Here is a 25,296-nt window from a genome sequence, read left to right as displayed (position 1 = left end):
CCATGGCCGCCAAGATCAAGAAGGGCGACAAGGTCGTGGTTCTCGTTGGCAAGGACAAGGGCAAGACCGGTGAGGTCATCGAGGTCCGTCCGTCCGAGAATCGCGCCGTTGTCCGCGGCGTCAACATCGCTCGCCATCATCAGAAGCAGTCGGCCAAGTCCGAAGGCGGTATCGTCGCGAAGGAAGCGGCGCTCGACCTTTCGAACCTCGCCATTGCCGACCCCAAGGACGGCAAGCCGACTCGCGTTGGTTTCAAGCTGCTCGACGACGGCCGCAAGGTCCGCTTCGCCAAGCGTTCCGGAGATGTGATCGATGGCTGATGCGGTCTACATTCCGCGCCTCAAGCGCACCTATGACGAGACCATCCGCAAGGCTCTCATCGAACAGTTCGGCTACAAGAACGCGATGGAAGTCCCGGTTCTCGACAAGATCGTCCTGAACATGGGCGTCGGCGAGACCGTTGCGGACGGCAAGAAGATCAACTCTGCCGTTGGCGACCTGATGCTCATCGCCGGTCAGAAGCCGGTGATCACCAAGGCCCGTAACTCCATCGCGACGTTCAAGCTGCGCGAAGGTATGAACATCGGTGCCAAGGTGACGCTTCGCCGCCAGCGCATGTACGAGTTCCTCGATCGCCTCATCACCATCGCGCTCCCGCGCGTTCGTGACTTCCGTGGTCTGAACCCGAAGTCCTTTGATGGTCGTGGCAACTTTGCCATGGGTATCAAGGAACACATCGTTTTCCCCGAGATCGAGTACGACAAGGTCGACCAGGTCTGGGGCATGGACATCATCGTCTGCACTACGGCGAAGACCGACGACGAGGCGCGCGCGCTTCTGAAGGCCTTCAATTTCCCGTTCCGGCAGTGACGAGAGGGGTTCGGATTTAAATGGCAAAGAAGAGCGCCATCGAAAAGAACAAGCGTCGCCAGAAGCTGGTGAAGCAGTTCTCCGCCAAGCGTGAGGCCCTCAAGGCTGTTGCGAGCGACAAGTCGCTGACCATCGAGGAGCAGTTCGCTGCTCGCCTGAAGCTCGCCGAGCTTCCGCGCAACTCGTCGGCAGTGCGTGTCCGCAATCGCTGCGAAGTCACTGGCCGCCCGCGGTCTTATTATCGCAAGCTCAAGATGAGCCGTATCGCCCTGCGTGAGCTGGGGTCGCTCGGTCTCATTCCTGGTCTTGTGAAGTCGAGCTGGTAAGGAGAACGGTCCCATGCCGATGACCGATCCTTTGGGTGATATGCTCACCCGCATTCGTAATGCCCAGATGCGCAAGATGTCGAAGGTGTCTACGCCGGCTTCCAAGCTGCGTAAGAACGTCCTCGATGTCCTGGTCGCTGAGGGCTTCCTGCGTGGCTACGCCGAGGTTGATGCCGAAGGTCGTACCGAGTTTGAGATTGAACTCAAGTACTATGATGGCCTTGGTGTCATCCGTACGATCGAGCGCGTCTCCAAGCCGGGCCGCCGCGTTTACGCTTCGGTGAAGAACCTGCCCCGAGTTGCCAACGGCCTCGGTGTGTCGATCCTCAGCACCCCCCGCGGTGTGATGGCCGACCACGATGCCCGCGAGCAGAACGTCGGTGGCGAAGTTCTCTGCCGCGTCTTCTAACCTTCGACTGGAAACGGGTTCAAAACCATGTCGCGCATTGGCAAGAAGGCTGTTCCGGTCCCCTCGGGGGTCACAGCCGACATCGCTGGGCAGACCGTTTCGGTCAAGGGACCGAAGGGCACGCTCAAATTCGCTTTGAACGAGCACGTCAACGTCGCCAAGACGGAAGACGGCTCGATCAAGATCGAGCCCAAGGACGAGACCAAGCTGGCCCGCGCCAGCTGGGGCATGTCCCGTACGCAGATCGCCAACCTGATCAAGGGTGTGACGGTCGGCTTCGAAAAGAAGCTCGAGATCTCCGGCGTTGGCTACAAGGCGGCGCTCCAGGGCAAGACCCTGCAGCTGTCGCTGGGCTATAGCCATGACATCGCCTATCCGGTGCCGGAAGGCATCGCGATCGTCGTTCCGAAGCCGACGGAAATCGTCATCTCCGGTATCGACGCCCAGCGTGTCGGGCAAGTTGCCGCCGAAATCCGCAAGTACCGTCCGCCGGAGCCCTATAAGGGCAAGGGCGTGAAGTACGCGGGCGAGTTCATCGTCCGCAAGGAAGGCAAGAAGAAGTAAGGGGACGATCATGGCTCACCTCACCGGCAACGATCGCCGCCGCGCCCGCGTGCGCCGCGCGATCAAGGCGGCGGCCAACGGTCGCCTCCGGCTTTCCGTGCATCGCTCGTCGCTGCACATCTATGCACAGGTTATCGATGACGTTCAGGGTCGCACCCTGGCGTCCGCGTCGACCCTCGACAAGGACGTCCGCGACGCTCTGAAGACCGGGGCCAACGTGGCCGCGGCCGCCGTGGTCGGCAAGCTCATCGCAGAACGCGCCAAGGCGGCGGGGGTGACTTCGGTCATCTTCGATCGTGGACAGTTCCTGTACCACGGCCGCATCAAGGCGCTCGCGGATGCCGCCCGCGAGGGCGGACTCGACTTCTAAGGCCGGTCCCGATCGAGAGAGATAAAGACAATGGCTGAACGTGAACGCAATAACCGGGACCGGGATCGCAACGAAGAGCGCGACAGCGAGTTCGTCGATCGCCTGGTCCATATCAACCGTGTCGCCAAGGTGGTGAAGGGTGGTCGTCGCTTCGGCTTCGCCGCGCTCGTCGTCGTTGGCGACCAGAAGGGCCGTGTCGGATACGGCCACGGCAAGGCGCGTGAAGTGCCCGAGGCCATCCGCAAGGCGACGGAAGCCGCCAAGCGTGCCCTCGTGCGCGTGCCGCTGAAGGAAGGCCGGACGCTGCATCATGACGTCGCTGGGCGCTGGGGCGCCGGTCGCGTCTACGTGCGCACCGCTCCGGCTGGTACCGGCATCATCGCCGGTGGCCCGATGCGCGCCGTGTTCGAGACCCTTGGCATCCAGGACGTGGTTGCCAAGTCGCTCGGCTCGTCGAACCCCTACAACATGATCCGCGCTACCTTCTCCGCCCTGGCGAACGAAGATAGCCCGCGGTCGGTTGCCGCCCGCCGTGGTCTCAAGGTTTCGGCCCTGCAGTCCCGTCGTCGCGACATCGACCCGGAAGCTGCGGCGTCGGCCGAAGGCTGATGGATCGAACGGGGGGAGGCCTGCCTCCCTCCTCATTCGTAAACTGGCTTTCGTAAGGTGAAAACCATGTCGCCCAAGAAGAAGTCGAGCAAGACCGTTACGGTCGAGCAGATCTACAGCCCCGTCCGCCGTCCCGCTGATCAGCGCGCGACGCTGGTCGGCCTCGGTCTCAACAAGCTGCACCGCACGTCGACGCTGGAGGATACTCCTTCGGTGCGCGGCATGATCGCGAAGGTCCAGCACCTCGTCCGCGTCGTGGACGAGGCCTGAGATACCCGCCGGTCGAAAGGATCGATGAAATGAAGCTCAACGAGCTCAAGGATAACGAAGGCGCGAACAAGCCGCGCATGCGCGTCGGTCGCGGTATCGGCTCGGGCAAGGGCAAGACCGCCGGTCGCGGCGTCAAGGGCCAGACCTCGCGGTCGGGCGTTGCCATTGCCGGTTTCGAAGGCGGTCAGATGCCTCTGCATCGCCGTCTGCCGAAGCGCGGTTTCAAGAACATCTTCGCGCTCGATCTCAACGAGATCAGCCTGACGAAGGTCCAGGCCGCTGTCGACGCCAAGAAGCTCGACGCCAAGGCGCCGGTGACCGTCGAAGCGCTGGTCGCTGCCGGCCTGCTGCGCCGTACGCTCGATGGCGTGCGCATTCTCGGTGGTGAGATCAAGTCGGCCCTGACCTTCGAGGTCGTCGGTGCTTCGGCACCCGCGGTCGCGGCGATCGAGGCTGCCGGCGGCAAGATCACCGTTTCGGTGGCCGCCAAGGCGTAACGACAACGCCCTCGGGATGACGCCGTCTTCACGTGATCGTTTTCGCGACGCGTTGAATTCGGCATCTCCCGGGGGCTTATTTCGTCCGCGACTTGGGTCTATATAGCGGACGGTCTGGATTGGCTTGCGCGTGGATTCCTGCGCCGCGGCGGTCCGAAACCGGAACAAGGCGCTTCATCGAATCGCTCGAAGGCGCTAAGGCCGGCGGCATGACGGGTGGAACGGTCTCGCAACGGCGGGGCGGTGCACCCCGAGGTTCCCCATTCGGGCGGAGTGAGACATGGCCTCTGCGGCAGAACAACTCGCTGCAAATCTGAATTTTGGCGCGCTCGCCAAGGCGGAAGAGCTCAAGAAGCGGATTTGGTTCACCCTTGGCGCCCTTCTGGTGTATCGCCTCGGCACCTACATCCCGCTGCCGGGCATAAACCTGCAGGCGCTCGCTGATGCGTTCAAGCAGCAGAGTCAGGGCATCCTTGGCCTGTTCAACATGTTTTCCGGCGGCGCCGTTGGCCGCATGGCCATCTTCGCCCTGGGCATCATGCCCTACATCTCTGCCTCGATCATCATCCAGCTCCTGACCTCGGTCATTCCGGCGCTGGAAGCGGTCAAGAAGGAAGGCGAGTCGGGCCGCAAGAAGATCAACCAGTACACCCGCTACCTGACGGTGCTCTTGGCCGCCGTTCAGTCCTACGGCATCGCCGTCGGCCTGCAGGGGCAGGGTTCGATCGTCCTCAACCCCGGTCCGACCTTCGTGGTATCCACCGTGCTGTCGCTGATGGGCGGCACCATGTTCCTCCTTTGGCTGGGCGAGCAGATCACCTCCCGCGGTATCGGCCAGGGCACGTCGCTGATCATCTTCGCCGGCATCATCGCCAACCTGCCGCACGCCCTCGTCGGCATGCTGGAGCTCGGCCGTCAGGGCGCCCTCGCCACGCCGATCATCCTGGCTGTGCTGATCCTCGCCGTGGCGGTCATCGGCGGCATCGTCTTCTTCGAACGCGCCCAGCGCCGGCTGCTGATCCAGTATCCGAAGCGCCAGGTCGGCAACAAGATGTTCCAGGGCGAATCGAGCCATCTGCCGCTGAAGCTCAATACGTCCGGCGTCATTCCGCCGATCTTCGCCTCGTCGATCCTGCTGATCCCTGGCACCATCACCGGCTTTGCCGGTGCCAACGCCGCCGGCGGCTGGCTGCAGACCTTCGGCACGTTGATGGCGCATGGCCAGCCGCTCTACATGCTGTCCTACGCCGCGATGATCGTCTTCTTCGCCTTCTTCTACACGGCCATCGTGTTCAACCCGACCGATACGGCCGAGAACCTCAAGAAGCAGGGCGGTTTTGTCCCCGGCATCCGGCCGGGCGAGCGCACCGCCTCCTACATCGACTATGTTCTGACCCGCATCAACGTCCTCGGTGCCATCTACCTCGTGGTCGTTTGTCTGCTGCCCGAATTCCTGATCTCCACCACCGGTGTTCCCTTCTACTTCGGCGGCACCTCGCTGCTGATCGTTGTGTCGGTCACCATGGATACCGTGTCCCAGATCCAGGGGCATCTGCTGGCCCATCAGTACGAAGGGCTGATCAAGAAGAGCAAACTTCGGGGGAAGCGTAGATGAGGCTGATTCTTCTCGGGCCGCCGGGCGCCGGCAAGGGGACGCAGGCGCAGAAGCTGGTCGACCGTTACGGTATCGTCCAGCTGTCGACCGGTGATATGCTGCGCGAGGCTGTCGCCGCCGGCACCGAGATCGGCAAGAAGGCCAAGGCCGTCATGGACGCCGGCCAGCTGGTCTCCGATGAGATTGTCATCGGCATCGTCTCCGATCGTATCGAAGCGCCCGACGCCAAGAACGGTTTCGTGCTGGATGGTTTCCCGCGCACCGTGGCTCAGGCCGAGGCGCTGGACAAGCTGCTTGCCGACAAGAAGCTCAAGCTCGATGCGGTGATCGAATTCAAAGTCGACGCGGAAAAGCTTGTCGACCGCATCGTTCGCCGTGCCGAGGACGCCAAGGCGGCCGGGCAGCCGGTGCGCAAGGATGACAACCCGGAAGTGTTCCGCAAGCGCCTCGAAGAGTTCCGGGCGCTGACCGCGGCACTGACCCCTTTCTATGCCAAGAGCGGCTTGTTGAAGTCGGTTGATGGCATGGCCCCCATCGAAGAGGTCACCAGCGCGATTCGCGCCGCCCTCGAATGAGACGGACGCCCAGCGAGGAACTTGAGTTCCATCGCCGGGCGATCGGTCGCCGATCGGACTTTCCGGCGGCGATTTCGGCGACAAACCCGTGTCCGAAAGGTTGACGGAGAGGCCGGTTCCGGCTATGAACCGCCACCTATCCACGGGTTCTTCGTGCGATGGCCCGTATGCGCTTGTCCATGTTGGACGCAGTGTTATCGGTCTCGCGAACAATAACCCGGCCGGCGCCGCCTGATGGGCCGCCGTCTAGACACCGACCTCCACGGCTCGAACGGGGGAGGGAGCGATCCAAAAGGATCGCGTCGACAGGAGTGAAGTGAAGTGGCCCGTATCGCTGGCGTCAATATTCCCACCGCCAAGCGCGCCCTGATCGCGCTGCAGTATATCCATGGCATCGGCCCGAAGTTCGCCGAGGAAATCCTGGGCAAGGTCGGCATCGATCAGGCCAAGCGCGTCAACGAGCTTTCGGACGCCGAAGTTCTGCAGATCCGCGAAGTGATCGATCGTGACTACGTCGTCGAGGGTGACCTCCGCCGTGAGACCGCGATGAACATCAAGCGCCTCATGGACCTCGGCTGCTATCGCGGTCTGCGTCACCGCAAGGGCCTGCCGGTCCGCGGCCAGCGCACGCACACCAATGCCCGTACCCGCAAGGGTCCGGCCAAGGCGATCGCCGGCAAGAAGAAGTAATTCCTTTTCGTCGGCCCGGTGCAATGCCGGGCTGGCGACAGGGTTCGGACATGGCGCCGGTTCCGCGAGCAATCGCGGTCGGCGCTTTGTCCATGGTGGAAGGTCTGAGAGGACCGTTCGCCGACAGGGGGAAGGGCAGGGTGCCCTCCCGAATTCGTTCCGGTGCGCTGGGTTTCTACAAGAGGCGTGCGCTCCGGTGTAGCCGCTGGAATTACGGCGGTGACGAGATCGAAACGAGAGAGAAGAGAGCATGGCCAAGGAAGCCGCAGGCCGCGTCCGCCGTCGCGAACGCAAGAACATCACGTCCGGCATCGCCCACGTGAACTCTACCTTCAACAACACGATGATCACCATCACTGACGCTCAGGGCAACACCATCTCCTGGTCGTCGGCTGGCACCATGGGCTTCAAGGGTTCGCGCAAGTCGACCCCGTATGCCGCCCAGATGGCCGCCGAGGATGCCGCTCGCAAGGCGTCCGAGCATGGCGTGAAGACTCTGGAAGTCGAAGTCTGCGGTCCGGGCTCCGGCCGTGAATCGGCGCTGCGCGCTCTGCAGGCCGCCGGTTTCCTGGTCAGCTCGATCCGCGACGTTACCCCGATCCCGCACAACGGTTGCCGTCCGCGTAAGCGTCGCCGCGTCTGACGCTCATCCGCGAACGTCCGGTGGCCGGCAAGGCGCCGGGCATGGCCCGTCAAGGCGGTGGTCCCTGCGGGGGATGCGGCCCGCGGCGAACCGCTTCATATGAAAGGGTATCAACGTGAGCATCCAGAAGAACTGGCAAGAGCTCAAGAAGCCGAACAAGCTCGAGGTTATCCCGAGCCGCGATCCGAAGCGCTTCGCGACTGTCGTCGCCTCGCCGCTCGAGCGCGGCTTTGGCCTGACGCTCGGCAACGCGCTCCGTCGTGTCCTCTTGTCCTCGCTGCAGGGTGCGGCGGTGACGGCGGTTCAGATCGACGGCGTGCTGCACGAGTTCTCCTCGATCGGCGGCGTGCGTGAGGACGTCACTGACATCATCCTCAACATCAAGGAAATCGCCGTCCGCATGCAGGGCCAGGGCCCGAAGCGGATGGTCGTGCGCAAGCAGGGTCCGGGCGTCGTCACCGCTGGCGACATCCAGACCGTTGGCGACATCGAGATCCTGAATCCCGAGCTGGTTCTCTGCACCCTCGACGAGGGCGCCGAGATCCGCATGGAGTTCACGGTCGACACCGGCAAGGGCTACGTCCCGGCCGACCGCAACCGTCCCGAAGATGCTCCGATCGGTCTGATCCCGGTCGACAGCCTCTACTCGCCGGTTCGCAAGGTGTCCTACAAGGTCGAGAACACCCGCGAGGGCCAGGATCTCGACCTCGACAAGCTGACGCTGACCGTCGAGACCGACGGTTCGGTGAAGCCTGAGGACGCTGTTGCCTACGCTGCCCGTATTCTCCAGGACCAACTGGCGATCTTCGTCAACTTCGAAGAGCCGCAGAAGGACACCAAGGTCGAGACCGTTCCGGAGCTCGCCTTCAATCCGGCGCTGCTCAAGAAGGTCGACGAGCTCGAGCTGTCGGTCCGTTCGGCCAACTGCCTGAAGAACGACAACATCGTCTACATCGGCGATCTGATCCAGAAGAGCGAGGCGGAAATGCTCCGCACGCCGAATTTCGGCCGCAAGTCGCTCAACGAGATCAAGGAAGTGCTGGCGCAGATGGGGTTGCATCTCGGCATGGAAGTCCCGAACTGGCCGCCCGAGAATATCGAAGACCTGGCCAAGCGCTACGAAGACCACAACTACTGAGCATCACGCTCGCCGGAGGGCGTGGCTCTCCGGCTCGTTCAAAACAACATGCCCGGCGTGAGCCGCGCGAAAGACAAATAGGAGTAGGCCATGCGTCACGGTAATGCGGGCCGTCGGTTCAACCGCACACAGAGCCATCGTAAGGCGATGCTCGCCAACCTCGCCATCTCGCTGGTCGAGCATGAGCAGATCGTCACCACCCTGCCGAAGGCGAAGGACCTGCGTCCGATCGTCGAGAAGCTGGTGACCATCGCCAAGAAGGGTGATCTCGCTGCTCGTCGTCAGCTCGCTTCCGAGCTGCAGAACAACGAAGTTGCTGCCAAGAAGCTGTTCGACGTGCTTGGCCCCCGCTACAAGGCCCGCGCCGGTGGTTACACCCGCGTGCTGAAGGCCGGCTTCCGTCACGGCGACTCGGCCGCGGTCGCGGTGATCGAGTTCGTTGATCGCGACGTCGCCGCCAAGGGCGCCGCCGACAAGGCCCGCCAGGCTGCCCAGCCGGCCGAGGCCGAGACGGCTGCCGCCTGATCGTCGATAAGCGTCGCTGAAAGTTGAGCAAGGGGCGGCCCATCGGGTCGCCCCTTGTTGTTTGGACGTCCTTTCGTTGCCATATTCGGCGGCGTAGAAGACGGCATGTCGATCATGCGCTTCCGGAGATACGCGATGCGACCCAACGGACTGTCTCGCCTCATCCTGGCCTTTGGCTTCCTGGCCTGCGCGTCGCTGGGAGCGGCGACGGCTCAGGAACGGGCGCTGCCGACCTCCGAGGCGCAGGTCAAGCTGTCGTTTGCGCCGGTTGCCAAGGTGGCCGGCCCGGCCGTGGTCAACGTCTATTCCACCAAGACGGTCAAGGTTGCCTCTTCGCCGCTGATGGACGATCCGTTTTTTCGTCAGTTTTTCGGCGGCGATATTCCCGGTTTGGGCGGACAACAGCGCGAGCGGCACCAGCAGTCGCTCGGCTCCGGCGTCATCGTCGATCCTACCGGTCTCATCGTCACCAACAACCACGTCATCGAAGATGGCGATGAGGTGAAGGTGGCATTGGCCGACCGCCGCGAGTTCGAGTGCGACGTGGTGCTCAAAGACGAGCAGCTCGATCTCGCCGTGCTGAAGATCCGCACCCCCAAGGGCGAACTGCCGACGCTGCCGCTCGCCAACTCCGATGAGCTGCAGGTGGGTGATCTCGTTCTCGCCATCGGCAATCCGTTCGGTGTGGGACAGACGGTGACGCAGGGCATCGTCTCGGCCTTGGCCCGCAGCCAGGTGGGCATTTCCGACTATCAGTTCTTCATCCAGACGGATGCGGCCATCAACCCCGGCAATTCCGGTGGCGCACTGGTCGACATGGATGGCAAGCTGGTCGGTATCAACACGGCCATCTTCACCCGTGGCGGCGGTTCCAACGGCATCGGCTTTGCCATTCCCTCCAACATGGTCAAGGTGTTCGTCGATTCGGCCCGTCGTGGCGGCTCGGCCGTCGAGCTTCCCTGGATCGGTGCCGAACTGCAGCCGGTCACCTCCGACATCGCCGAGAGCCTTGGCCTCGATCGGCCCTCGGGTGTGCTGATCACTTCCATTCTTCGCAAGAGCCCGGCCGAGGAGGCCGGCCTCGATGCCGGCGACCTGATCGTTGCCGTCGATGGCGTCGAAGTCAGCGATCCCCGTGTCTTCAACTATCGCCTCGCCACCAAGGGTGTCGGCAATGTGGCCAAGCTGACCATCAACCGGGCCGGCAAAATGATCGAGGTGTCCGTCAAGCTGACGACGGCGCCCGAGACGACGCCGCGGGAAACTCTGACGATCGACGCACATTCGCCCTTCCAGGGGGCGACGGTCGCCAACGTATCCCCAGCCGTCGCTGCCGAAATCGGCCTGACCTATCGCGGCCAGACCGGCGTGGTGATCACCGCCGTCGCGTCCGGTTCGCCGGCCGATCGTATCGGCCTGCAGCGGGGTGACATCATCGTCTCGGTCAACGGCAACGACATCACGGCGACCAAGGTGCTGGCTGCCGTGGCCAACTCCGACCCGATGTTCTGGCGCGTCGCCATCGACCGCAACGGTCAGGTCCTGCGCATGGCCTTCCGATGAGCGACCTGTTCGGCGTCAGCACGGCGGATAATCGGGCGGGCCGGCCGCTGGCCGACCGGCTGCGCCCGGCCAGCTTGTCGGAAGTGGTCGGTCAGGATCATCTGGTCGGGCCGAGCGGCACCATCACCCGCATGCTGGCTTCCGGCTCGCTCGGTTCGCTGATTCTGTGGGGACCGCCCGGATCGGGCAAGACCACCGTAGCCCGCCTGCTTGCCCACGAGACCAACCTCGCCTTCGAGCAGGCGTCGGCCATCTTCACTGGCGTCGCCGACCTCAAGAAGCTGTTCGAGGCGGCGCGCCAGCGGCGGGCGCTCGGGCGCGGCACGCTGCTGTTTATCGACGAGATCCACCGCTTCAACCGTGCCCAGCAGGACAGCTTCCTGCCGGTGATGGAAGACGGCACGGTGACGCTGATCGGCGCTACCACCGAGAACCCGTCCTTCGAGCTCAACGCGGCCCTGCTGTCGCGCGCCCACGTGCTGGTGTTCAAGGCGCATGACGAAACATCGATCGGCCAGTTGCTCGACCGCGCCGAGGCGGTCACCGGCAAGCCGCTGCCGCTCGATGAAGAGGCGAGAGCGGCGCTGGTCCGCATGGCCGACGGCGACGGCCGCGCCGCGCTGACGCTTGCCGAGGACGTCTGGCGCGCCGCCGGCGAAGATGAGGTATTCGACGCCAAGACGCTGCAGGAGATCGTCCAGCGGCGAGCGCCGGTCTACGACAAGGCGCAGGACGGCCACTACAACCTGATTTCGGCGCTGCACAAGTCGGTGCGCGGTTCCGATCCCGACGCGGCGCTCTACTATTTCTGCCGCATGATCGATGCCGGCGAAGATCCCCTTTACGTCATCCGCCGGGTGATCCGCATGGCCGCCGAGGACATCGGCCTTGCCGACCCGCAGGCGCTGTCGGTCTGCATCGCCGCCCAGGGCGCCTACGAGATGCTCGGCTCGCCGGAAGGCGAACTCGCCATTGCCGAGGCTGTCGTCTACGTGGCGACGGCCCCCAAGTCCAACGCCGTGTACACTGCCTTCAAGACGGCGATGGCGGCCGCCAAGGAATTCGGCAGCCTGGTGCCGCCGCGTCATATCCTCAATGCCCCGACCAAGCTGATGAAGGGCGAGGGCTACGGCTCCGGCTACCGCTACGACCACGATGAGCCCGACGCCTTCTCCGGTCAGGATTACTTCCCGGAGAAGATGGGCCGCCGGTCGTTCTACCAGCCGGTTGAGCGTGGTTTCGAGCGCGAGCTCAGGAAGCGCCTCGACTATTGGTCTCGCTTGCGTCGCGAGCGGCAAGGCGAGAGCTGAGGTTAACGATCGCGGCAGACGGTCACGGCCTGACGGACGCTTTTCCCGGCGGAGTCGAGGCTGGACGGCTCTTGTGTCCTCGGCAAGCCGCTGAAATCGCTGAATGTCGCCGTTAACCATCTGTCTTCAATGGTTTTTTAACCCGTTCCCTTAAGCTCGAAGTCGGAATTGTGGTGTAGCTTCACAAATAACCGAAGCCACCGGGAGCGGGGATGATGTCCGACAGCGGAAAGACGATAGCGCCAGGCGCCGCGCCGCTCGATGCGGTCGCCCGTCTACGCGCCGCGATCTACGCGGATGGCGACGTCGACGCGGAAGAAGTCCGCCGCCTTTGCCGTCTTGCCGCCGAGGAAGGCTTCCCGACGGTGGCCGGCCGCCAGCTCTATATCGAAGCGCTGACCGATTACGTTGCGCTGCAGACGGCGCCGAGCGGCCACGTCAGCGAGGATATGGCCCGCTGGCTGATCGGCGTGCTCTCGGCTGACGGCATCACAACCGATCTCGAGATCGACCTTCTGGTCAACATCATGCGCCGGGCCGATTCGGTTCCGGCGGAGCTTTCCGCTTTCGCGCTGTCCGAAGTGTCGCGATCGGTGCTGAACGGCGCGGACGACGGCGAGGGTGGGGTTATCTCCGCCGCCGACGTCGAGCGCATGCGCTCCATCCTCTATGCTTTCGGCAGCGAACGGTCCGTCGGCGTCAGCCGCGAGGAAGCCGAGGTGCTGTTCGACCTCAACGATCGCAGCCGCGAGGCTGAGAACGACCCCGCCTGGTCCGACCTGTTCGTCAAGGCGATCGCCTCCTTCCTGATGGCGGCGCGCGGCTACACGCTGATGTCGCGCGAGGAGACGCTGAGCCGCGACGCCTGGCTCGATGCGCCGTCCGGCGGCGTTACCGCGCTGTTCGGCGACATGCTGTCGAACATGCTGTCCAACGGCCTGCGTGGCATTTGGTCAGCCTGGCGTCAGCAAGATGACACATCTTCAATGCTAGTTGAGGCCGACGAGACCCGCATCCGCGAGGCGGAAGCGGTCACCTCCGAGGAAGTGAAATGGCTGGCCGACCGCATCGGCCGTGACGGGGTGATCCACGCCAACGAAAAGGCGCTACTGAAATTCTTGTCCGAGGAAAGCCCGGACATACATCCTTCGCTGCGTACTCTGCTCGACACCGCTGCCTGACCCGGTCGAGAGCGCTTCCCCTACGCAGCGCCCTGCGCGCGGCGCCCGGAGATCCCCCCGGGCGCCGCGGAATTTTTTGCAGCCGGCACCCCTTTGGCCGAGCGCCAATCATCTGCGCTGAAGGCGTTCCGGGCTCGTCCGCACTGTCCCCAGCCATCGAATTTTCGTGCCCCCGACGCCTTGACTTGCCCCGCCGAGCACCCTTATATCGCGCCACCGCACGATGGTTCGGGCGCGTCGCTCAGCGAAGAGCACTTGGTTATCGCCAGTGTAAGCTTCCTTGAAAAACGTGATCGTACCCTGTAGTAGGTTGGTTCAAGGTCGCTTAGCTCAGCGGGAGAGCATCGCATTCACACTGCGGGGGTCGTAGGTTCAATCCCTACAGCGACCACCATCCAACAAAAGGCCCTGCTGGCAACAGCGGGGCCTTTGTTTTTCAGGACGTAGCCATGGACGCAGTGTCTTCGCCTGCCGCCACTTAACAATAGTGACTACTGGCGTTGCTCTGGGTATCGAGATGAAGGCCTTCCTCGCGCTGGTTGTGTAGAATATTGATCGATGTTCGAGAAGACGGCGCTTCGGAACGAGCGTTGTGTGGGGGGCGGTCGCCGTGAACTATAAAAGACCCAGATGTTTCTCCGTGAGACGGTTCTGTTCCGTACTATTATCTCTCCTAGTGATCGCTGTGACTGGCTCTACGCCAGCGTGCGCCGAAACTGCGTTATCCGGAGCCCTGGATCATCAGAACATACTGAACTACATATTGTCGGAGACGAGTGACAAGTCATTCGACCCTATGGATTCGATTTTTATAAATGTGGCTACTAGCGATGCAGATAAATATGCCTTGGAAGTTGAGTATGTTTTAAAGCTGACCCGATTTTACGGTTATTTCTTCAATTTCAAAGACAAGCTGGCCTCAAGTCAAATACGCATAGTAATCGGCGATAACGTTATGAACGATGCGAAGGCAGGAAAGATAGAAATTCTTTTTCCTAAAATGTTCTCCATGCTGCGGGATGACGCATCGTGCTATCTTGAGTCATCGACAGATGAATATATTCGTCACAACGTTAATGCGCAGATCATTGTAAAGACAGGAAATATGGCCGAAGTAAAAAAGTGTGTGCGGGAGTCTATGTCATTTTTGACAGGATTTAATATTCCGTACAAAAAATTTCTGGAAAAAAATCTTGTGTATGTAGAAGACAGTATGGATGGGTATTATGACGCCACCGAAATGACGGCAGTCGCCATCAGAAACAAGTGCATATCGCATTTTGATTCCAAGCTTGAATATCAGGCGTGCGTCAGAGAGGAGCTGAATTACTAAGTTGGACTTGGAAACATACTCAGGGCGTTGCATCCGCAAGCCGCAACACGCGGCAACAGCATTCCTTAGCGGTTTGGCCGGGATTGGTCGACTCGACCAAATGCAGCGGGATGCTGCTTGTCGTCTGACAGAGAGATCATTTTTGATCCCTGTCCTCTACGTGACAGACCCGATTTCATTCCCGAGCGATGGTCTTAAGTGAAGTTCGCTGACATTCGGCAGGATGTAGGTGTGGCGGACAGCAGGATGGCGGCCGATGGGCGCCGCGTCCGGTCATGCGCTTCACCGCCCCAGTCATGCCGCTCATTGAAAGGTCTTGGACATGATCCCGCAAACGGTAACCGACGGCATTGTCTCGTATCGGGCGATCGATTGGGATCGTGAACTGTTCGACGAGCTGGTGCCGCTGCCGGAGGGCACCACCTACAATGCCTATCTGGTCAAGGGTAGCGAGAAGACGGCGCTGATCGACACCATCTATCCGCGCAAGACGGCCGAGTTCGTCGCCGCCATCAAGAAGTCGGGCATCGAGCGGATCGACTACATCGTCGCCAACCACGCCGAGCAGGATCACTCGGGCTCCATCCCGGCTGTCCTCGAGCTGTTTCCCGAGGCCAAGGTGGTGACCAATGCCAAGTGCAAGCGCTTCATCATGGATACGCTGCCGGTGGACCGCGACGCGTTCATCACCGTCGGTGACGGTCACAGCCTGTCACTGGGCGACAAGACGCTGCAATTCCTGATGACGCCCTGGGTCCATTGGCCCGACACCATGGTCACCTACGTGCCGGAAGCGCGCGTCGCCTTCACCTGCGATTTTCTGGGCGCCCATCTCGCCACCACCGACCTCTACGCCGATGACGAGGCGCGGGTCGAGACGGCGGCCAAGCGGTATTACGCCGAGATCATGATGCCCTACCGGAGCTTCTCGAAGGAGGCTGTCGACAAGGTCGGTGCGCTCGATCTCGCCTTCATCGCCCCCAGCCACGGCCCCGTCTACGCGCGACCGTCCTTCATTCTCGATCTCTATCGGAGCTGGACGTCCGACGCGCCCAAGCCCTTCGTCGTCATCCCCTACGTGTCGATGTATGAAAGCACGGCGCTGATGGTCAGCTATCTCACCGACCGGCTCGTCGAGCGCGGCATCGGCGTCAAGCCGATCAACGTCGTCGATCTCGACACCGGCGAGTTCGCCATGAGCCTCGTCGAAGCATCGACCGTGGTATTCGCCTCGCCGACAGTCTTGTCGGGGCCGCACCCGAGCGTCGCCTACGCGGCCCTTCTCGCCAACGTGCTCGGCCTCAAGGCCAAGTATGCGGCGGTGATCGGTTCGTTCGGCTGGGAGGGCAATCTGCCGGAAATCATCCAGTCGATGCTGCCGAAGCTGAGCGCCACCTTCTTCGAGCCGGTGATGGTCAAGGGCCTGCCACGTGAGGCGGCGTTCGCCGAGCTCGACCGCCTCGCCGACGATATCGCCGCGGCGCACGCCGGCACCTTGGTTCCGGCCTGAGCGCCGCACGACGTTGGGAGGGACCGATGGAACCGCAGAGCCGTGAGGTCCGCGTCATCTATTTTGCCTGGGTGCGCGAGCGCATCGGTCTTTCCGACGAGCATCTGAACCTGCCCGGCCACGTCCGTACAGCCGGCGACCTGATCGCCTGGCTGTCCGGGCGCGGCGACAATTATGCCTATGCGCTGGAATCGCCATCGACCATCCGCGTCGCCGTCGATCAGTTGCATATCGAGCAAGACGAGCCACTCGGCCCGGCGCGGGAAATTGCCCTGTTTCCGCCGATGACCGGCGGCTGACCCGCTTCATCACTTCGCAATTTCATCGTTCATTGTCACGGCTACGCCAGGCGAGGCGAGCTTGTTGCCGCCCTCATTGGTCGGCAAGGGCTACGCGGCATCCCTCTATGAGTGGTCATACGCATGCGTCGCCCGGCGCGGGGTGGAGCGCCCACAAATGGCGGTTTTCTGCCAATCCCGCCTAGGTTCCCATTCCACCTGTCCAAACCCGTCACACAGGCGACACCGATTTCTGCCCGGCGAGTCCTGTACCGGACAGATTTCCCCCTCGCGAAGGCTGACGCTGACCAACATGGACAGGTCGCCGCTCGACGCTGCGTCCCCCGGAGGAGAATGGGGGGCGGCAGAGAGAAGCCGAAGAGGGCTGACCGTCCGGAAGTATCGCGTCTCGCGAGCCGCCGGAGGACGACATGGACATCTACAAGGAACTCATCCGGGAACGCGATGCCGGTCGCCGTGCGGCGCTGGTTTCCATCGTCACTCAATCCGGTTCTACGCCATCGGCGACCGCGGCCAAAATGCTGGTCCGGGCCGACGGCACGATTGCCGGCACGGTCGGCGGCGGCGCTGCCGAGGGCAGGGCGATCATGGTCGCCCGCGAGGTCATCGAAAGTGGCCTGTCGCAGATGCTGACCATCGACCTGCACAAGAACCCGACGCTCGATCTCGGCATGATCTGCGGCGGCAATCTTCAGTTCTATATCGAGGCGATCATGCCCAACCGCACCGTCTATATTTTCGGCGGCGGTCACGTCGGCCTGATGACCGAGACGATCTGCCGGACGCTGGGCCTTGAGACGGTGGTCGTCGATGACCGCGCCGAGTTCGCCAATGCCGAGCGCTTCCCTGCGGCCGCCGGCACCCACGCCGGACCGCTCGCCGAGACAACTCCACATCTCACGCCCAACGCCTCGTCGCTGGTGTTCATCGCCATGCGCGGCCACGCCCTCGATCAGGAGGCGCTCGCCTGGGCGCTCGGCACGCCGGCCGGCTACATCGGCATGATCGGTTCGAAGCGCAAGGTGCTCACCGTCTACAAGAATCTCGTTGCCGCCGGCTTCGCTCCGGAAGCGTTCCAGCGCGTCCGCGCGCCGGTTGGTCTCGAAATTGGGGCCGAAGGGCCCGAGGAAATCGCGGTCTCCGTGACCGCCGAAATGATCGCCCACATCCGAGGTGTCGATAAGGCGTGTCCACTGACACGGACCATGGACTGGTGTGGGGCGGCCGAAGAGGGAGCCTCTCTCTCTGCCGCCAGCTGATTGGGGATGCTGCGACGGATGGATCAACCTAGGAGGAAGATATGAAACGCATTTCCCTCAATGTGAACGGCGTGGAGCGCTGGGTGGTTGCCGACCCCAAACGCTCGCTCGCCGACGTGCTGCGCGAGCAGATGATGCTGACCGGTTGCAAGGTTTGCTGCGCCGACGGTCAGTGCGGCTCGTGCACGGTGCTGATCGATGGCAAGCCCATCCGCGCCTGCGTGACGCCGATGGAAAAGCTGACGGCCGGCTCGAAAGTCGTCACCATCGAAGGCATCGGTACGCCTGAAAACCTGCATCCGCTGCAGATCGCCTGGATGGCCCACGGCAGTGCCCAGTGCGGCGTCTGCTCGCCCGGCTTCATCATGTCGGCCAAGGCGCTCTTGGACAAGAACCTCAACCCGACCCGCGAGGAAGTCCGCGCCTGGTTCCACCGCAACCGCAACCTCTGCCGCTGCACCGGCTACAAGCCGCTGATCGACTCGGTGATGGATGCCGCCGCCATCATGCGCGGCGAGAAGACCATCTACGACGTCCTGCCGAAGGCCAAGGAAGACGGCTCCATCCTCGGCACCGAATACATTCGTCCGTCGGCTGTCGCCAAGGTCACGGGTACCTGGGACTTCGGCGCCGACGTCGCGCTGAAGATGCCGTCCGGCACGCTGCGCCTTGCCCTGGTGCAGGCCGAAGTCAGCCACGCCCTCATCAAGAACATCGACACGGCGGAAGCCGAGAAGATGCTCGGCGTCGAGCGGATCATCACCTGGAAGGACGTGGGCGGCAAGAACGCCATCACCGGCCTCATCACCTTCCCGACCAACAAGGGTGACGGTTGGGATCGCCCGATCCTCTGCAAGGAGAAGATCTTCCAGTTCGGCGATGCCATCGCCATCGTCGCCGCCGACACCGAGGAACATGCCCGCGCCGCCGCCAAGAAGGTCAAGGTCGAGCTCGAAGTTCTGCCGGCCTACATGTCCGGTTTCGCGGCTCTGGCGCCCGACGCCATGGAAATCCACCCCGGCGTTCCCAATGCCTATTACGAGCAGGGCGTCGTCAAGGGTGGCGACACCAAGCCGCTGATGTCCAGCGCCGCTGCGATGGTCGACATCACCACCTACTGCTCGCGCCAGCCGCATTTGCATCTGGAGCCCGACTGCGGCGAAGCCTTCGTCGATGACGACGGCGTATTGACGATCCTGTCCAAGTCGATCGGCGTGCATCTGCATCACGCCATGATCTGCCCGGGCCTCGGCATTCCTCCCGAGAAGCTCAGGCTGATCCAGAACCCGACCGGTGGCACCTTCGGCTACAAGTTCTCGCCCACCATGGAAGCCCTGCTCGGCGTCGCCGCGCTGGTCACCAAGAAGCCGGTGTCGCTGGTCTACGACCAGTACCAGAACATCACCTATACCGGTAAGCGCAGCCCGGCCAACATCAACATCCGCCTGGCCTGCGACAAGAACGGCAAGCTCACCGCCATGGAAACCGACTGGTGGCTGGATCACGGCCCCTATTCGGAATTCGGCGATCTGGTGACGTTGCGCCAGGCCCAGTTCACCGGTGCCGGCTACCATCTCGAAAACATCCGCGGCAAGGGCCGCACGGTTGCGACCAACCATGCCTGGGGCTCGGCCTTCCGCGCCTACGGCTCGCCGCAGTCCTTCCTCGCCTCTGAAATCGCCATCGACATGCTGGCCGAGAAGATGGGCGAGGATCCCTTCGAGTTCCGCTACAAGAATCTCTACAACGAGAACTCGACGACTCCGACCGGCCAGAAGCCGGAAGTGCTGGTGCTGCCGAAGCTGTTCGACATGATCCGGCCGAAGTATCAGGAAGCCAAGAAGCGCTGCGCCGAGTTCAACAAGGCCAATACCGACAAGAAGCGCGGCGTTGGCGTGGCTCTCGGCATCTACGGCTGCGGTCTCGACGGGCCCGACAGCTCGGAAGCCCGCGTGGAGATGACGCCGACCGGCTTCATCGTCCATTCCGGGTGGGAAGACCACGGCCAGGGCGCCGATCTCTCGGCCCAGACCATGGCGCATGAGGTGCTGCGCGCGACCGGTGTCAAGCCGGAGCAGATCGGCCTAGTGATGGCCGACACCTTCGGCCCGAACGGCGGTCCGGCTGGCGGCAGCCGCTCCAACGTCTTCTGCGGCAACGCCATCCGCGTTTCGGCAGAGATGATGCTGAACGCCATGAAGAAGCCGGACGGCAGCTTCCGCACCTACAAGGAGATGGTGGCCGAGAATATCCCGCTGTCCTACGACGGCAAGTGGGTGGCGGCGGCCTGCACCGACTGCTCGCCCGATACCGCGCAGGGCAACCCGTTCCCGATCTACATGTACGAGGTGTTCCTGCCGGAAGTGGAAGTCGATCTCGAAACGGGTGAGACCAAGGTGGTCAAGTTCACCACGTCGGTCGACGTCGGCACCATCATCAACAAGGCGACGGTGGATGGCCAGATCTACGGCGGTCTCGCCCAGGGCATCGGTCTTGCCCTGACCGAGGACTTCGAGGACCTGGAACTGCACACCAACCTCAAGGACTGCGGCATCCCGTATCCCAAGGATGTGCCCGACGACATCGAGATCCTCTATCTCGAAACGCCGCGCGACCTCGGGCCGTTCGGAGCCGCAGGCGTCGGCGAGGCACCGCTCACCGCGCCGCACCCGGCCATCCTCAACGCCATCAACAACGCCTGCGGCGTGCGCGTGTTCCGCGTTCCCGCCCTGCCGGAGGTGATCAGGATGGGGCTCGAGGCCAAGGCCGGCAAGCCGACAGCGAAGTCTGAACTTCAGCACAACTGAGTTCTGACAGTCGGGGAGCATCCCGCCCGCTCCCCGCAATGCGGGCGGCCCGTCCTCTCCCGGGCCGCCCGTACCCCATTCGGTTCACCAACCGCGCATCGAGACCATCATGGATGGCGATCAGGTCAAGGCATGGGAAGCGCTCTGCATCGAAGAGCAGCCGCCGGCATGCGCCGCTGCCTGTCCGCTGCGTGTCGATGCGCGCGCTATGGCCGAGAAGATGGCCGCCGGTGATTTCGCCGGGGCCATCGCCCTTTATGCGCGCATCGTGCCTTTTCCGGCGATCATCGCCCACATTTGCGAGCACCCTTGCGAGGGTGCCTGTCGTCGGGCCGAGGCCGGCGGTGCCGTCAAACTGGGCGCGCTCGAGCGCGCTCTTGTCGAAGAAGCCTATCCCACAATCCGTCGCGTGGCCCAGCGGTCGCGCAAACCCAAGTCGGTCGCCATCGTCGGTGCCGGTCTGGCTGGGCTTACGGCAGCTGCCGACCTTGCCATGAAGGGCCATGCCGTCACGATTTTCGAAGCCGAAGCTCGCCCGCTCGAACGCCTCCGCCATGACATCCACCCGTCCGTCTTGCCGCCGTCGGCAATCGAGGCGGATCTCGGGGCGCTCACTTCGCTCGGTATCGATATTCGCTGTCGGCAAAGGGTGACGGGGGGCGACGGCCTATTCATGCTCGACGAGCTCGTTGCAGCACATGATGCCGTTCTCCTGGCCATCGGCCCCGGTCCGGCCATCCAATTCGCGGGGACATTGCGCCAGACATCCGCCGGGCGTCTCGATCTCGATCCGCTAACGCTGGCGACGTCACGCCCGGCGGTGTTCGGCAGCAGTCTTCATACCGGAGACGACGAAACCTATTCGGCCATCTTCTCGGTTCGGGACGGCCGGCGAGCGGCGGTTTCCATCGATCGCTTCCTGCAGGGTGCCTCACTGACGGCGAGCCGCGCCGATGATAACGCCACCGGCACTTGTCTTTATGTCAATACGGCGAGCCACGCCGTTGTGCCGCCGGTTGAGCCATCCGATCCCATCGCCGGCTACTGCCGCGCGGAAGCGATGAGCGAAGCGGCGCGCTGCTTCCCCTGCCATTGCCTCGAGTGCGTCAAGGCCTGCGCTTATCTCGCCCATTACAAGACCTATCCCAAACGGGCGGTGCGTGAGATCTACAACAACGACTCGATCATCATGGGCAATCGCAAGTCCAACCGGATGATCGACAGTTGTGCCCTGTGCGGCCTCTGCGAGACGCTCTGCCCCAACGATCTCGCCATGGGCGATGTCTGCCTCGACGCTCGCCAGAGTATGGTCGAACGCGGCCATATGCCGGCCTCCCATCACGACTTCGCCTTGCGCGACATGGCCTTCAGCCGTTCGGACGAGGTCGCCTTCGTTCGTCATCAGCCGGGCTACGATCGAAGCGCCGTCTTGTTCTTCCCTGGCTGTCAGCTACCGGCCTCGGCGCCGCGCCAGGTGGAAGCGGTCTATCGCCACCTCTGTGATCGCATCCCCGGCGGCGTCGGTTTCATGCTCGACTGCTGTGGCGCGCCGGCCCATTGGTCGGGCCGCAAGGCGCTGCATGAGGAGGTGCTCGATCGCCTTCAGATCACATGGGAAGAGCAGGGGCGGCCGCGCATCGTCACCGCCTGTTCGACCTGTCTCAAGGAGATCGGCGAATTTCTGCCGGCCATACCGGTTTCTTCGCTGTGGACCGAGCTTGTCGCCATCGGCCTACCGGATGTCGCCACGCCGAGGCCTGTCGTCGGGCCGCTCGCCATTCACGATCCTTGCACCAGCCGGCACGCCCATGAGGTTCAGGCCGCCGTGCGGTCGATCGCCGCGTCGATGGGGGCGGACGTCCGCGAACTGACAGGCGCCGAGAAGACCACCTGCTGTGGCTACGGTGGCCTTGTGTCCTTCGCCAACCCGGAGGTCGGCAACGCCTTCGTCGACCGGCGGATCGAAGAGAGCGATGCTGATTATCTTGCCTATTGCGCCATGTGCCGCGACAACTTCGCCCGGCGTGGCAAGCGCGCCCTTCATCTCATTGACCTGATCTTTCCCTGTGACGACGATCCGGCGGCGCGCCCCGATCCCGGCTTTTCCGGGCGTCGCGACAACCGGTTGCGGCTGAGCCGACGTATGCGGCGAGACCTCTGGGGAGAAAGCATGAGCGATCCGGTCCCATCCGTTCCCCTGATCATTGCCGACGCCGTCCGGGCCGACATCGAACGCAAGCTGCTGCTGGTCGACGATATCGCCGACATCATTGCCGAGGCGCAGCGAACAGGGCGCGTTCTGAAGGACCGGGCGAGCGGCCATTTGACCACCTCCGGCCGCATCGGCACGGTCACCACCTGGGTAGAGTATGAGCCGACGGAAGCGGGCTTCGTCATTCATCGGGCCTACGGCCATCGCATGCAGGTCGAGGTGAAGCCATGACCGACATGTCCGGCGGTGTTCCCGATCTCATCTGTGCGCGCTGTGACAAACCCTTGGAAATGCGCAAGGTCGAGGCGAGCTATCTTGGCCAGACCTTCCCGGTCGAGTTGCCCTGCTGTCCGTCATGCGGCTTCGTCTACATCTCCGAGGAGCTTGCATACGGCCGGATGCTCAAGGTCGAGCAGGCCCTGGAGGATAAGTGATGGCGGATTCCCTCGCTCTTCCTGGCTTGTTCGGCTGTGGTTGCGTCGAGGATGCCGCCGGTGAGCGGCTGCGACCCGGCGACGGTGCGATCGTCAAGGAGTTGTTCGAGCACTCGCGCCTGCGTCTCGGCTCCCTGGTGCTCGATGTCGGCTGTGGAACCGGCGAAAGCCTTTCCTGGCTCGAGCGGCATGGCTTCGTCGGCATCGGTGTCGACCGCGATGAGAGAGCGCTGGCGATCGCTGCCTCGCGTGTCGTTTCAGCGCTATTCCATGGCGACGGCGCTCATCTGCCGTTCGCGAGTGCCGCTGTCGACGCGGTGCTCTCCGAATGCAGCCTGTCACTGATGTCGGACCGCCGGGCGGCGCTTGCCGAGTGGGCCCGCGTGATGAAACTTGGCGGACGACTGCTGCTCGCCGATGTCGATTGGCCAAGTCACGATGGGCGGGATGAGCTCGTTGACGACATTGCAGCGGCCGGCTTCACCATTCTTCACGAGGAAGACAGGTCGGACGTTCTCCCCGCCTTTGTTGCCCGCTTCATCTTTCGGTACGGTTCGCTCGACGCCTTGTGGGGCGATCGCGCTTGCACCGGACAAGCGGCTGGCCGGCCGCGCTACCGGCTGTTGGTCGCCATAAGGTCGGCCAAGGCAATATCGTCGGCAGGGAGCGCCAGCTCATGAACGAGGACTCCTTCCGCGTTGCCGAATTGCTGCTCGACGACTTCAAGTGCAGCCACATCCTGATGCGCCTCGCCCTCGAAGCGCAGGGGCGCGACGATCCGGATCTGGTCCGGGCCATGTCCGGCCTGTCGCTGGGCATGGGGCAGGGCTTCAATTGCGGGGCCTTGTCCGCCGGCTGTTGCGTCATCGGCTACTATGCGGGGCGCGGTGGTGATGGCGAGAGCGAGCATCCCGAGCTGGGCGCCATGCTGGATGATTTCGTCGGCTGGTTTACCGCCGCTGCCACCGGTCAATATGGCGGCATCAACTGTTCGGACATCATGAAGTTCGATGAGTCCTTGAAGCGGGACCGCTGCCCAGCCCTCATCATCGAGACCTGGGGCAAGATCAAGGAAACGCTTGCCGATCATGGCATAGATATCACGGTGGTCCCACAGGAGGAGAAACCGTGAGCGATCCGGTCGAGAACCAGCCGCCGGGTATTGCCGTGATCGTGTTGGCGGCCGGCTGGTCGTCGCGCATGGGGGCGTTCAAACCGCTGCTGCCCTTCGGCGACGATACGGTGCTCGGACACGTGATCTCAACCATAGCCGAGGCCGCGATCGGGCCGGCCTATGTTGTCGTCGGCAATGAGGCGGCGCGGATGGTTCCGGCCGTCGAGGCCCGCGGAGCGGTGGCCGTCGTCAACGTGGGTTTCGCGGACGGCATGATGTCGAGCATCAAGGCGGGCATTGCGGCGCTGCCCGAGACGGTCGACTGCGCCATGATCCTGCCCGTCGATGTGCCGCTGGTTCGGGCAACCACCCTGGCCCAGATCGCCACAAGCGCCGGGCAGGGGGAGGCGGCCATTCTTCGTCCGACCTTTCGCGGTCAGTGCGGCCATCCGCCTTTGATCCGCCGACGCCTGTTTGCCGAAATCCTCGCAGCGTCACCCGAAGCAACGCTGCGCGACATTCTCGATCGCCACCAACAGCACGCACAGACCATCGCCGTCATCGATAGCGGCGTGCTGCGCGATATGGACTATTCTGGCGATTATCGCCGCCTTGCCGATGCCTTGCCACACCGCCGCCACCCCGACGAGGCGGAATGCGCGGCCATACAGGATGCCGTGGGCACGCCGGAGCCGACGCGCCGTCACTGCGCGATTGTCGCGAAACTGGCGGTCGAGATTGCCGACCGGCTGGTCGCCAAGGGCATGCCGGTCGATATCGAGGCTGTCCGGGCCGGAGCGCTGCTGCATGACGTTGCCAAGGGCGAGCCCGATCACGCGATGGCCGGCGCCCGGCAGGTCGCGGCGTATGGTTTCACCGAAGTCGCTGACATCGTCGCCACCCATATGAACATGCCGTTCGAACCCGGGCAGCCGATCGACGCGAGGCATCTGGTGTTTCTCGCCGACAAGCTGATCAAGGGTGAGCAACGCGTCAGTCTGGAAGACCGCTTTGCGCCGGCTCTTGCCGCGTTCGCTGCCGATCCCGCGGCACTGGCCGGGGCGCAACGCCGCCGCGCGGCCGTCGCCGCCGTTCTCGCCGCTGTCGAGGCGGTGATCGGTCCGCTCGGCCATCTGTCGGTTGGCAATCCTGTCGTCTCGGTGGAGAGCTGAC

The 25,296-nt window shown here is 63.3% G+C and carries 28 protein-coding genes and 1 tRNA gene; all 29 read left to right on the top strand.

Annotation, left to right across the window (positions count from 1 at the left end; genetic code table 11):
* Nucleotides 1-2 precede the first annotated feature (2 nt).
* The 29 genes from rplX (at nt 3) to G522_RS27180 (ending at nt 25,295) form a co-directional block, all read left to right on the top strand.
* Nucleotides 3-320 carry a 50S ribosomal protein L24 gene (gene rplX / locus G522_RS0116145; protein WP_026791939.1) on the top strand — a complete coding sequence of 106 codons (318 nt, stop codon included), beginning with the start codon at nt 3-5 and terminating at the stop codon, nt 318-320.
* The gene (gene rplE / locus G522_RS0116140) at nt 313-870 is read left to right on the top strand and encodes a 50S ribosomal protein L5 (protein WP_036839615.1); all 558 of its coding nucleotides are present in this window, start codon (nt 313-315) and stop codon (nt 868-870) included. The genes rplX and rplE overlap by 8 nt, the downstream gene beginning before the upstream one ends.
* A 20-nt stretch (nt 871-890) precedes the next feature.
* Complete coding sequence (gene rpsN / locus G522_RS0116135; protein ID WP_026791937.1) at nt 891-1,196, top strand: 30S ribosomal protein S14; 306 nt, start codon at nt 891-893, stop codon at nt 1,194-1,196.
* Nucleotides 1,197-1,209: 13 nt separating this feature from the next.
* Entirely contained in the window at nt 1,210-1,605 is a 396-nt protein-coding gene (gene rpsH, locus G522_RS0116130) for a 30S ribosomal protein S8 (protein WP_026791936.1), read from the top strand.
* A gap of 27 nt (nt 1,606-1,632) precedes the next feature.
* Nucleotides 1,633-2,169, top strand: coding sequence for a 50S ribosomal protein L6 (gene rplF / locus G522_RS0116125; protein ID WP_026791935.1), 537 nt, complete (start codon nt 1,633-1,635; stop codon nt 2,167-2,169).
* A 10-nt stretch (nt 2,170-2,179) separates the two neighbouring features.
* Nucleotides 2,180-2,539: a 50S ribosomal protein L18 gene (gene rplR, locus G522_RS0116120; protein WP_026791934.1), complete on the top strand. Its 360-nt coding sequence runs from the start codon at nt 2,180-2,182 to the stop codon at nt 2,537-2,539.
* Nucleotides 2,540-2,569: 30 nt separating this feature from the next.
* Nucleotides 2,570-3,148: a 30S ribosomal protein S5 gene (gene rpsE, locus G522_RS0116115; RefSeq protein WP_026791933.1), complete on the top strand. Its 579-nt coding sequence runs from the start codon at nt 2,570-2,572 to the stop codon at nt 3,146-3,148.
* Nucleotides 3,149-3,214: 66 nt separating this feature from the next.
* Entirely contained in the window at nt 3,215-3,418 is a 204-nt protein-coding gene (gene rpmD, locus G522_RS0116110) for a 50S ribosomal protein L30 (RefSeq protein ID WP_026791932.1), read from the top strand.
* 29 nt (nt 3,419-3,447) lie between these two features.
* Complete coding sequence (rplO, locus tag G522_RS0116105; protein ID WP_026791931.1) at nt 3,448-3,915, top strand: 50S ribosomal protein L15; 468 nt, start codon at nt 3,448-3,450, stop codon at nt 3,913-3,915.
* Nucleotides 3,916-4,195: 280 nt separating this feature from the next.
* On the top strand, nt 4,196-5,530 hold the full coding sequence (gene secY, locus G522_RS0116100) for a preprotein translocase subunit SecY (RefSeq protein WP_026791930.1): 1,335 nt from the start codon (nt 4,196-4,198) through the stop codon (nt 5,528-5,530).
* The gene (locus tag G522_RS0116095; protein WP_026791929.1) at nt 5,527-6,105 is read left to right on the top strand and encodes an adenylate kinase; all 579 of its coding nucleotides are present in this window, start codon (nt 5,527-5,529) and stop codon (nt 6,103-6,105) included. The genes secY and G522_RS0116095 overlap by 4 nt, the downstream gene beginning before the upstream one ends.
* 321 nt (nt 6,106-6,426) lie before the next feature.
* Complete coding sequence (gene rpsM / locus G522_RS0116090; protein ID WP_026791928.1) at nt 6,427-6,795, top strand: 30S ribosomal protein S13; 369 nt, start codon at nt 6,427-6,429, stop codon at nt 6,793-6,795.
* Nucleotides 6,796-7,045: 250 nt separating this feature from the next.
* The gene (rpsK, locus tag G522_RS0116085) at nt 7,046-7,438 is read left to right on the top strand and encodes a 30S ribosomal protein S11 (RefSeq protein WP_026782401.1); all 393 of its coding nucleotides are present in this window, start codon (nt 7,046-7,048) and stop codon (nt 7,436-7,438) included.
* Nucleotides 7,439-7,553: 115 nt separating this feature from the next.
* Nucleotides 7,554-8,576, top strand: a complete 1,023-nt coding sequence (locus tag G522_RS0116080) for a DNA-directed RNA polymerase subunit alpha (RefSeq protein ID WP_026791927.1) — start codon at nt 7,554-7,556, stop codon at nt 8,574-8,576.
* 90 nt (nt 8,577-8,666) lie between these two features.
* Nucleotides 8,667-9,101 (top strand): 50S ribosomal protein L17, encoded by a 435-nt coding sequence (rplQ, locus tag G522_RS0116075; protein ID WP_026791926.1) that lies wholly within the window; start codon nt 8,667-8,669, stop codon nt 9,099-9,101.
* Nucleotides 9,102-9,236: 135 nt separating this feature from the next.
* Nucleotides 9,237-10,664 (top strand): DegQ family serine endoprotease, encoded by a 1,428-nt coding sequence (locus G522_RS0116070; protein WP_084633218.1) that lies wholly within the window; start codon nt 9,237-9,239, stop codon nt 10,662-10,664.
* Nucleotides 10,661-11,974, top strand: coding sequence for a replication-associated recombination protein A (locus G522_RS0116065; RefSeq protein WP_026791924.1), 1,314 nt, complete (start codon nt 10,661-10,663; stop codon nt 11,972-11,974). Before G522_RS0116070 ends, G522_RS0116065 begins: the two co-directional genes overlap by 4 nt.
* A gap of 212 nt (nt 11,975-12,186) precedes the next feature.
* The gene (locus G522_RS27195) at nt 12,187-13,155 is read left to right on the top strand and encodes a hypothetical protein (protein ID WP_036839611.1); all 969 of its coding nucleotides are present in this window, start codon (nt 12,187-12,189) and stop codon (nt 13,153-13,155) included.
* A gap of 319 nt (nt 13,156-13,474) precedes the next feature.
* Nucleotides 13,475-13,549, top strand: a tRNA-Val gene (locus tag G522_RS0116055).
* A 291-nt stretch (nt 13,550-13,840) separates the two neighbouring features.
* Nucleotides 13,841-14,488 (top strand): hypothetical protein, encoded by a 648-nt coding sequence (locus G522_RS0116050; RefSeq protein WP_156886954.1) that lies wholly within the window; start codon nt 13,841-13,843, stop codon nt 14,486-14,488.
* A 322-nt stretch (nt 14,489-14,810) separates the two neighbouring features.
* Nucleotides 14,811-15,998, top strand: coding sequence for an FprA family A-type flavoprotein (locus tag G522_RS0116045; RefSeq protein WP_026791922.1), 1,188 nt, complete (start codon nt 14,811-14,813; stop codon nt 15,996-15,998).
* 26 nt (nt 15,999-16,024) lie between these two features.
* Nucleotides 16,025-16,297, top strand: a complete 273-nt coding sequence (gene moaD, locus G522_RS0116040; RefSeq protein WP_026791921.1) for a molybdopterin converting factor subunit 1 — start codon at nt 16,025-16,027, stop codon at nt 16,295-16,297.
* Between the two features lie 410 nt (nt 16,298-16,707).
* On the top strand, nt 16,708-17,556 hold the full coding sequence (locus G522_RS27190; RefSeq protein WP_051228699.1) for an XdhC family protein: 849 nt from the start codon (nt 16,708-16,710) through the stop codon (nt 17,554-17,556).
* A gap of 41 nt (nt 17,557-17,597) precedes the next feature.
* Nucleotides 17,598-20,363 (top strand): molybdopterin-dependent aldehyde oxidoreductase, encoded by a 2,766-nt coding sequence (locus G522_RS0116030; protein ID WP_026791920.1) that lies wholly within the window; start codon nt 17,598-17,600, stop codon nt 20,361-20,363.
* A 109-nt stretch (nt 20,364-20,472) separates the two neighbouring features.
* The gene (locus G522_RS0116025) at nt 20,473-22,806 is read left to right on the top strand and encodes a pyridine nucleotide-disulfide oxidoreductase/dicluster-binding protein (RefSeq protein ID WP_026791919.1); all 2,334 of its coding nucleotides are present in this window, start codon (nt 20,473-20,475) and stop codon (nt 22,804-22,806) included.
* A complete protein-coding gene (locus tag G522_RS0116020; protein ID WP_210162934.1) occupies nt 22,803-23,009 on the top strand; it encodes a DVU_1557 family redox protein in 207 nt (68 codons plus the stop codon). Before G522_RS0116025 ends, G522_RS0116020 begins: the two co-directional genes overlap by 4 nt.
* Entirely contained in the window at nt 23,009-23,689 is a 681-nt protein-coding gene (gene trsM / locus G522_RS29080; RefSeq protein WP_051228698.1) for a DVU_1556 family methyltransferase, read from the top strand. The genes G522_RS0116020 and trsM overlap by 1 nt, the downstream gene beginning before the upstream one ends.
* On the top strand, nt 23,686-24,141 hold the full coding sequence (locus G522_RS0116010; RefSeq protein ID WP_026791917.1) for a DVU_1555 family C-GCAxxG-C-C protein: 456 nt from the start codon (nt 23,686-23,688) through the stop codon (nt 24,139-24,141). Before trsM ends, G522_RS0116010 begins: the two co-directional genes overlap by 4 nt.
* Nucleotides 24,138-25,295: a DVU_1551 family NTP transferase gene (locus G522_RS27180; RefSeq protein ID WP_051228697.1), complete on the top strand. Its 1,158-nt coding sequence runs from the start codon at nt 24,138-24,140 to the stop codon at nt 25,293-25,295. Before G522_RS0116010 ends, G522_RS27180 begins: the two co-directional genes overlap by 4 nt.
* Nucleotide 25,296: the final 1 nt, after the last annotated feature.

The sequence above is a fragment of the Pleomorphomonas oryzae DSM 16300 genome, assembly GCF_000422965.1.
Lineage (GTDB): Bacteria > Pseudomonadota > Alphaproteobacteria > Rhizobiales > Pleomorphomonadaceae > Pleomorphomonas > Pleomorphomonas oryzae.
The sequence above is the reverse complement of the archived record's forward strand: the minus strand, read 5'-3'. Positions and strand labels throughout refer to the sequence as shown.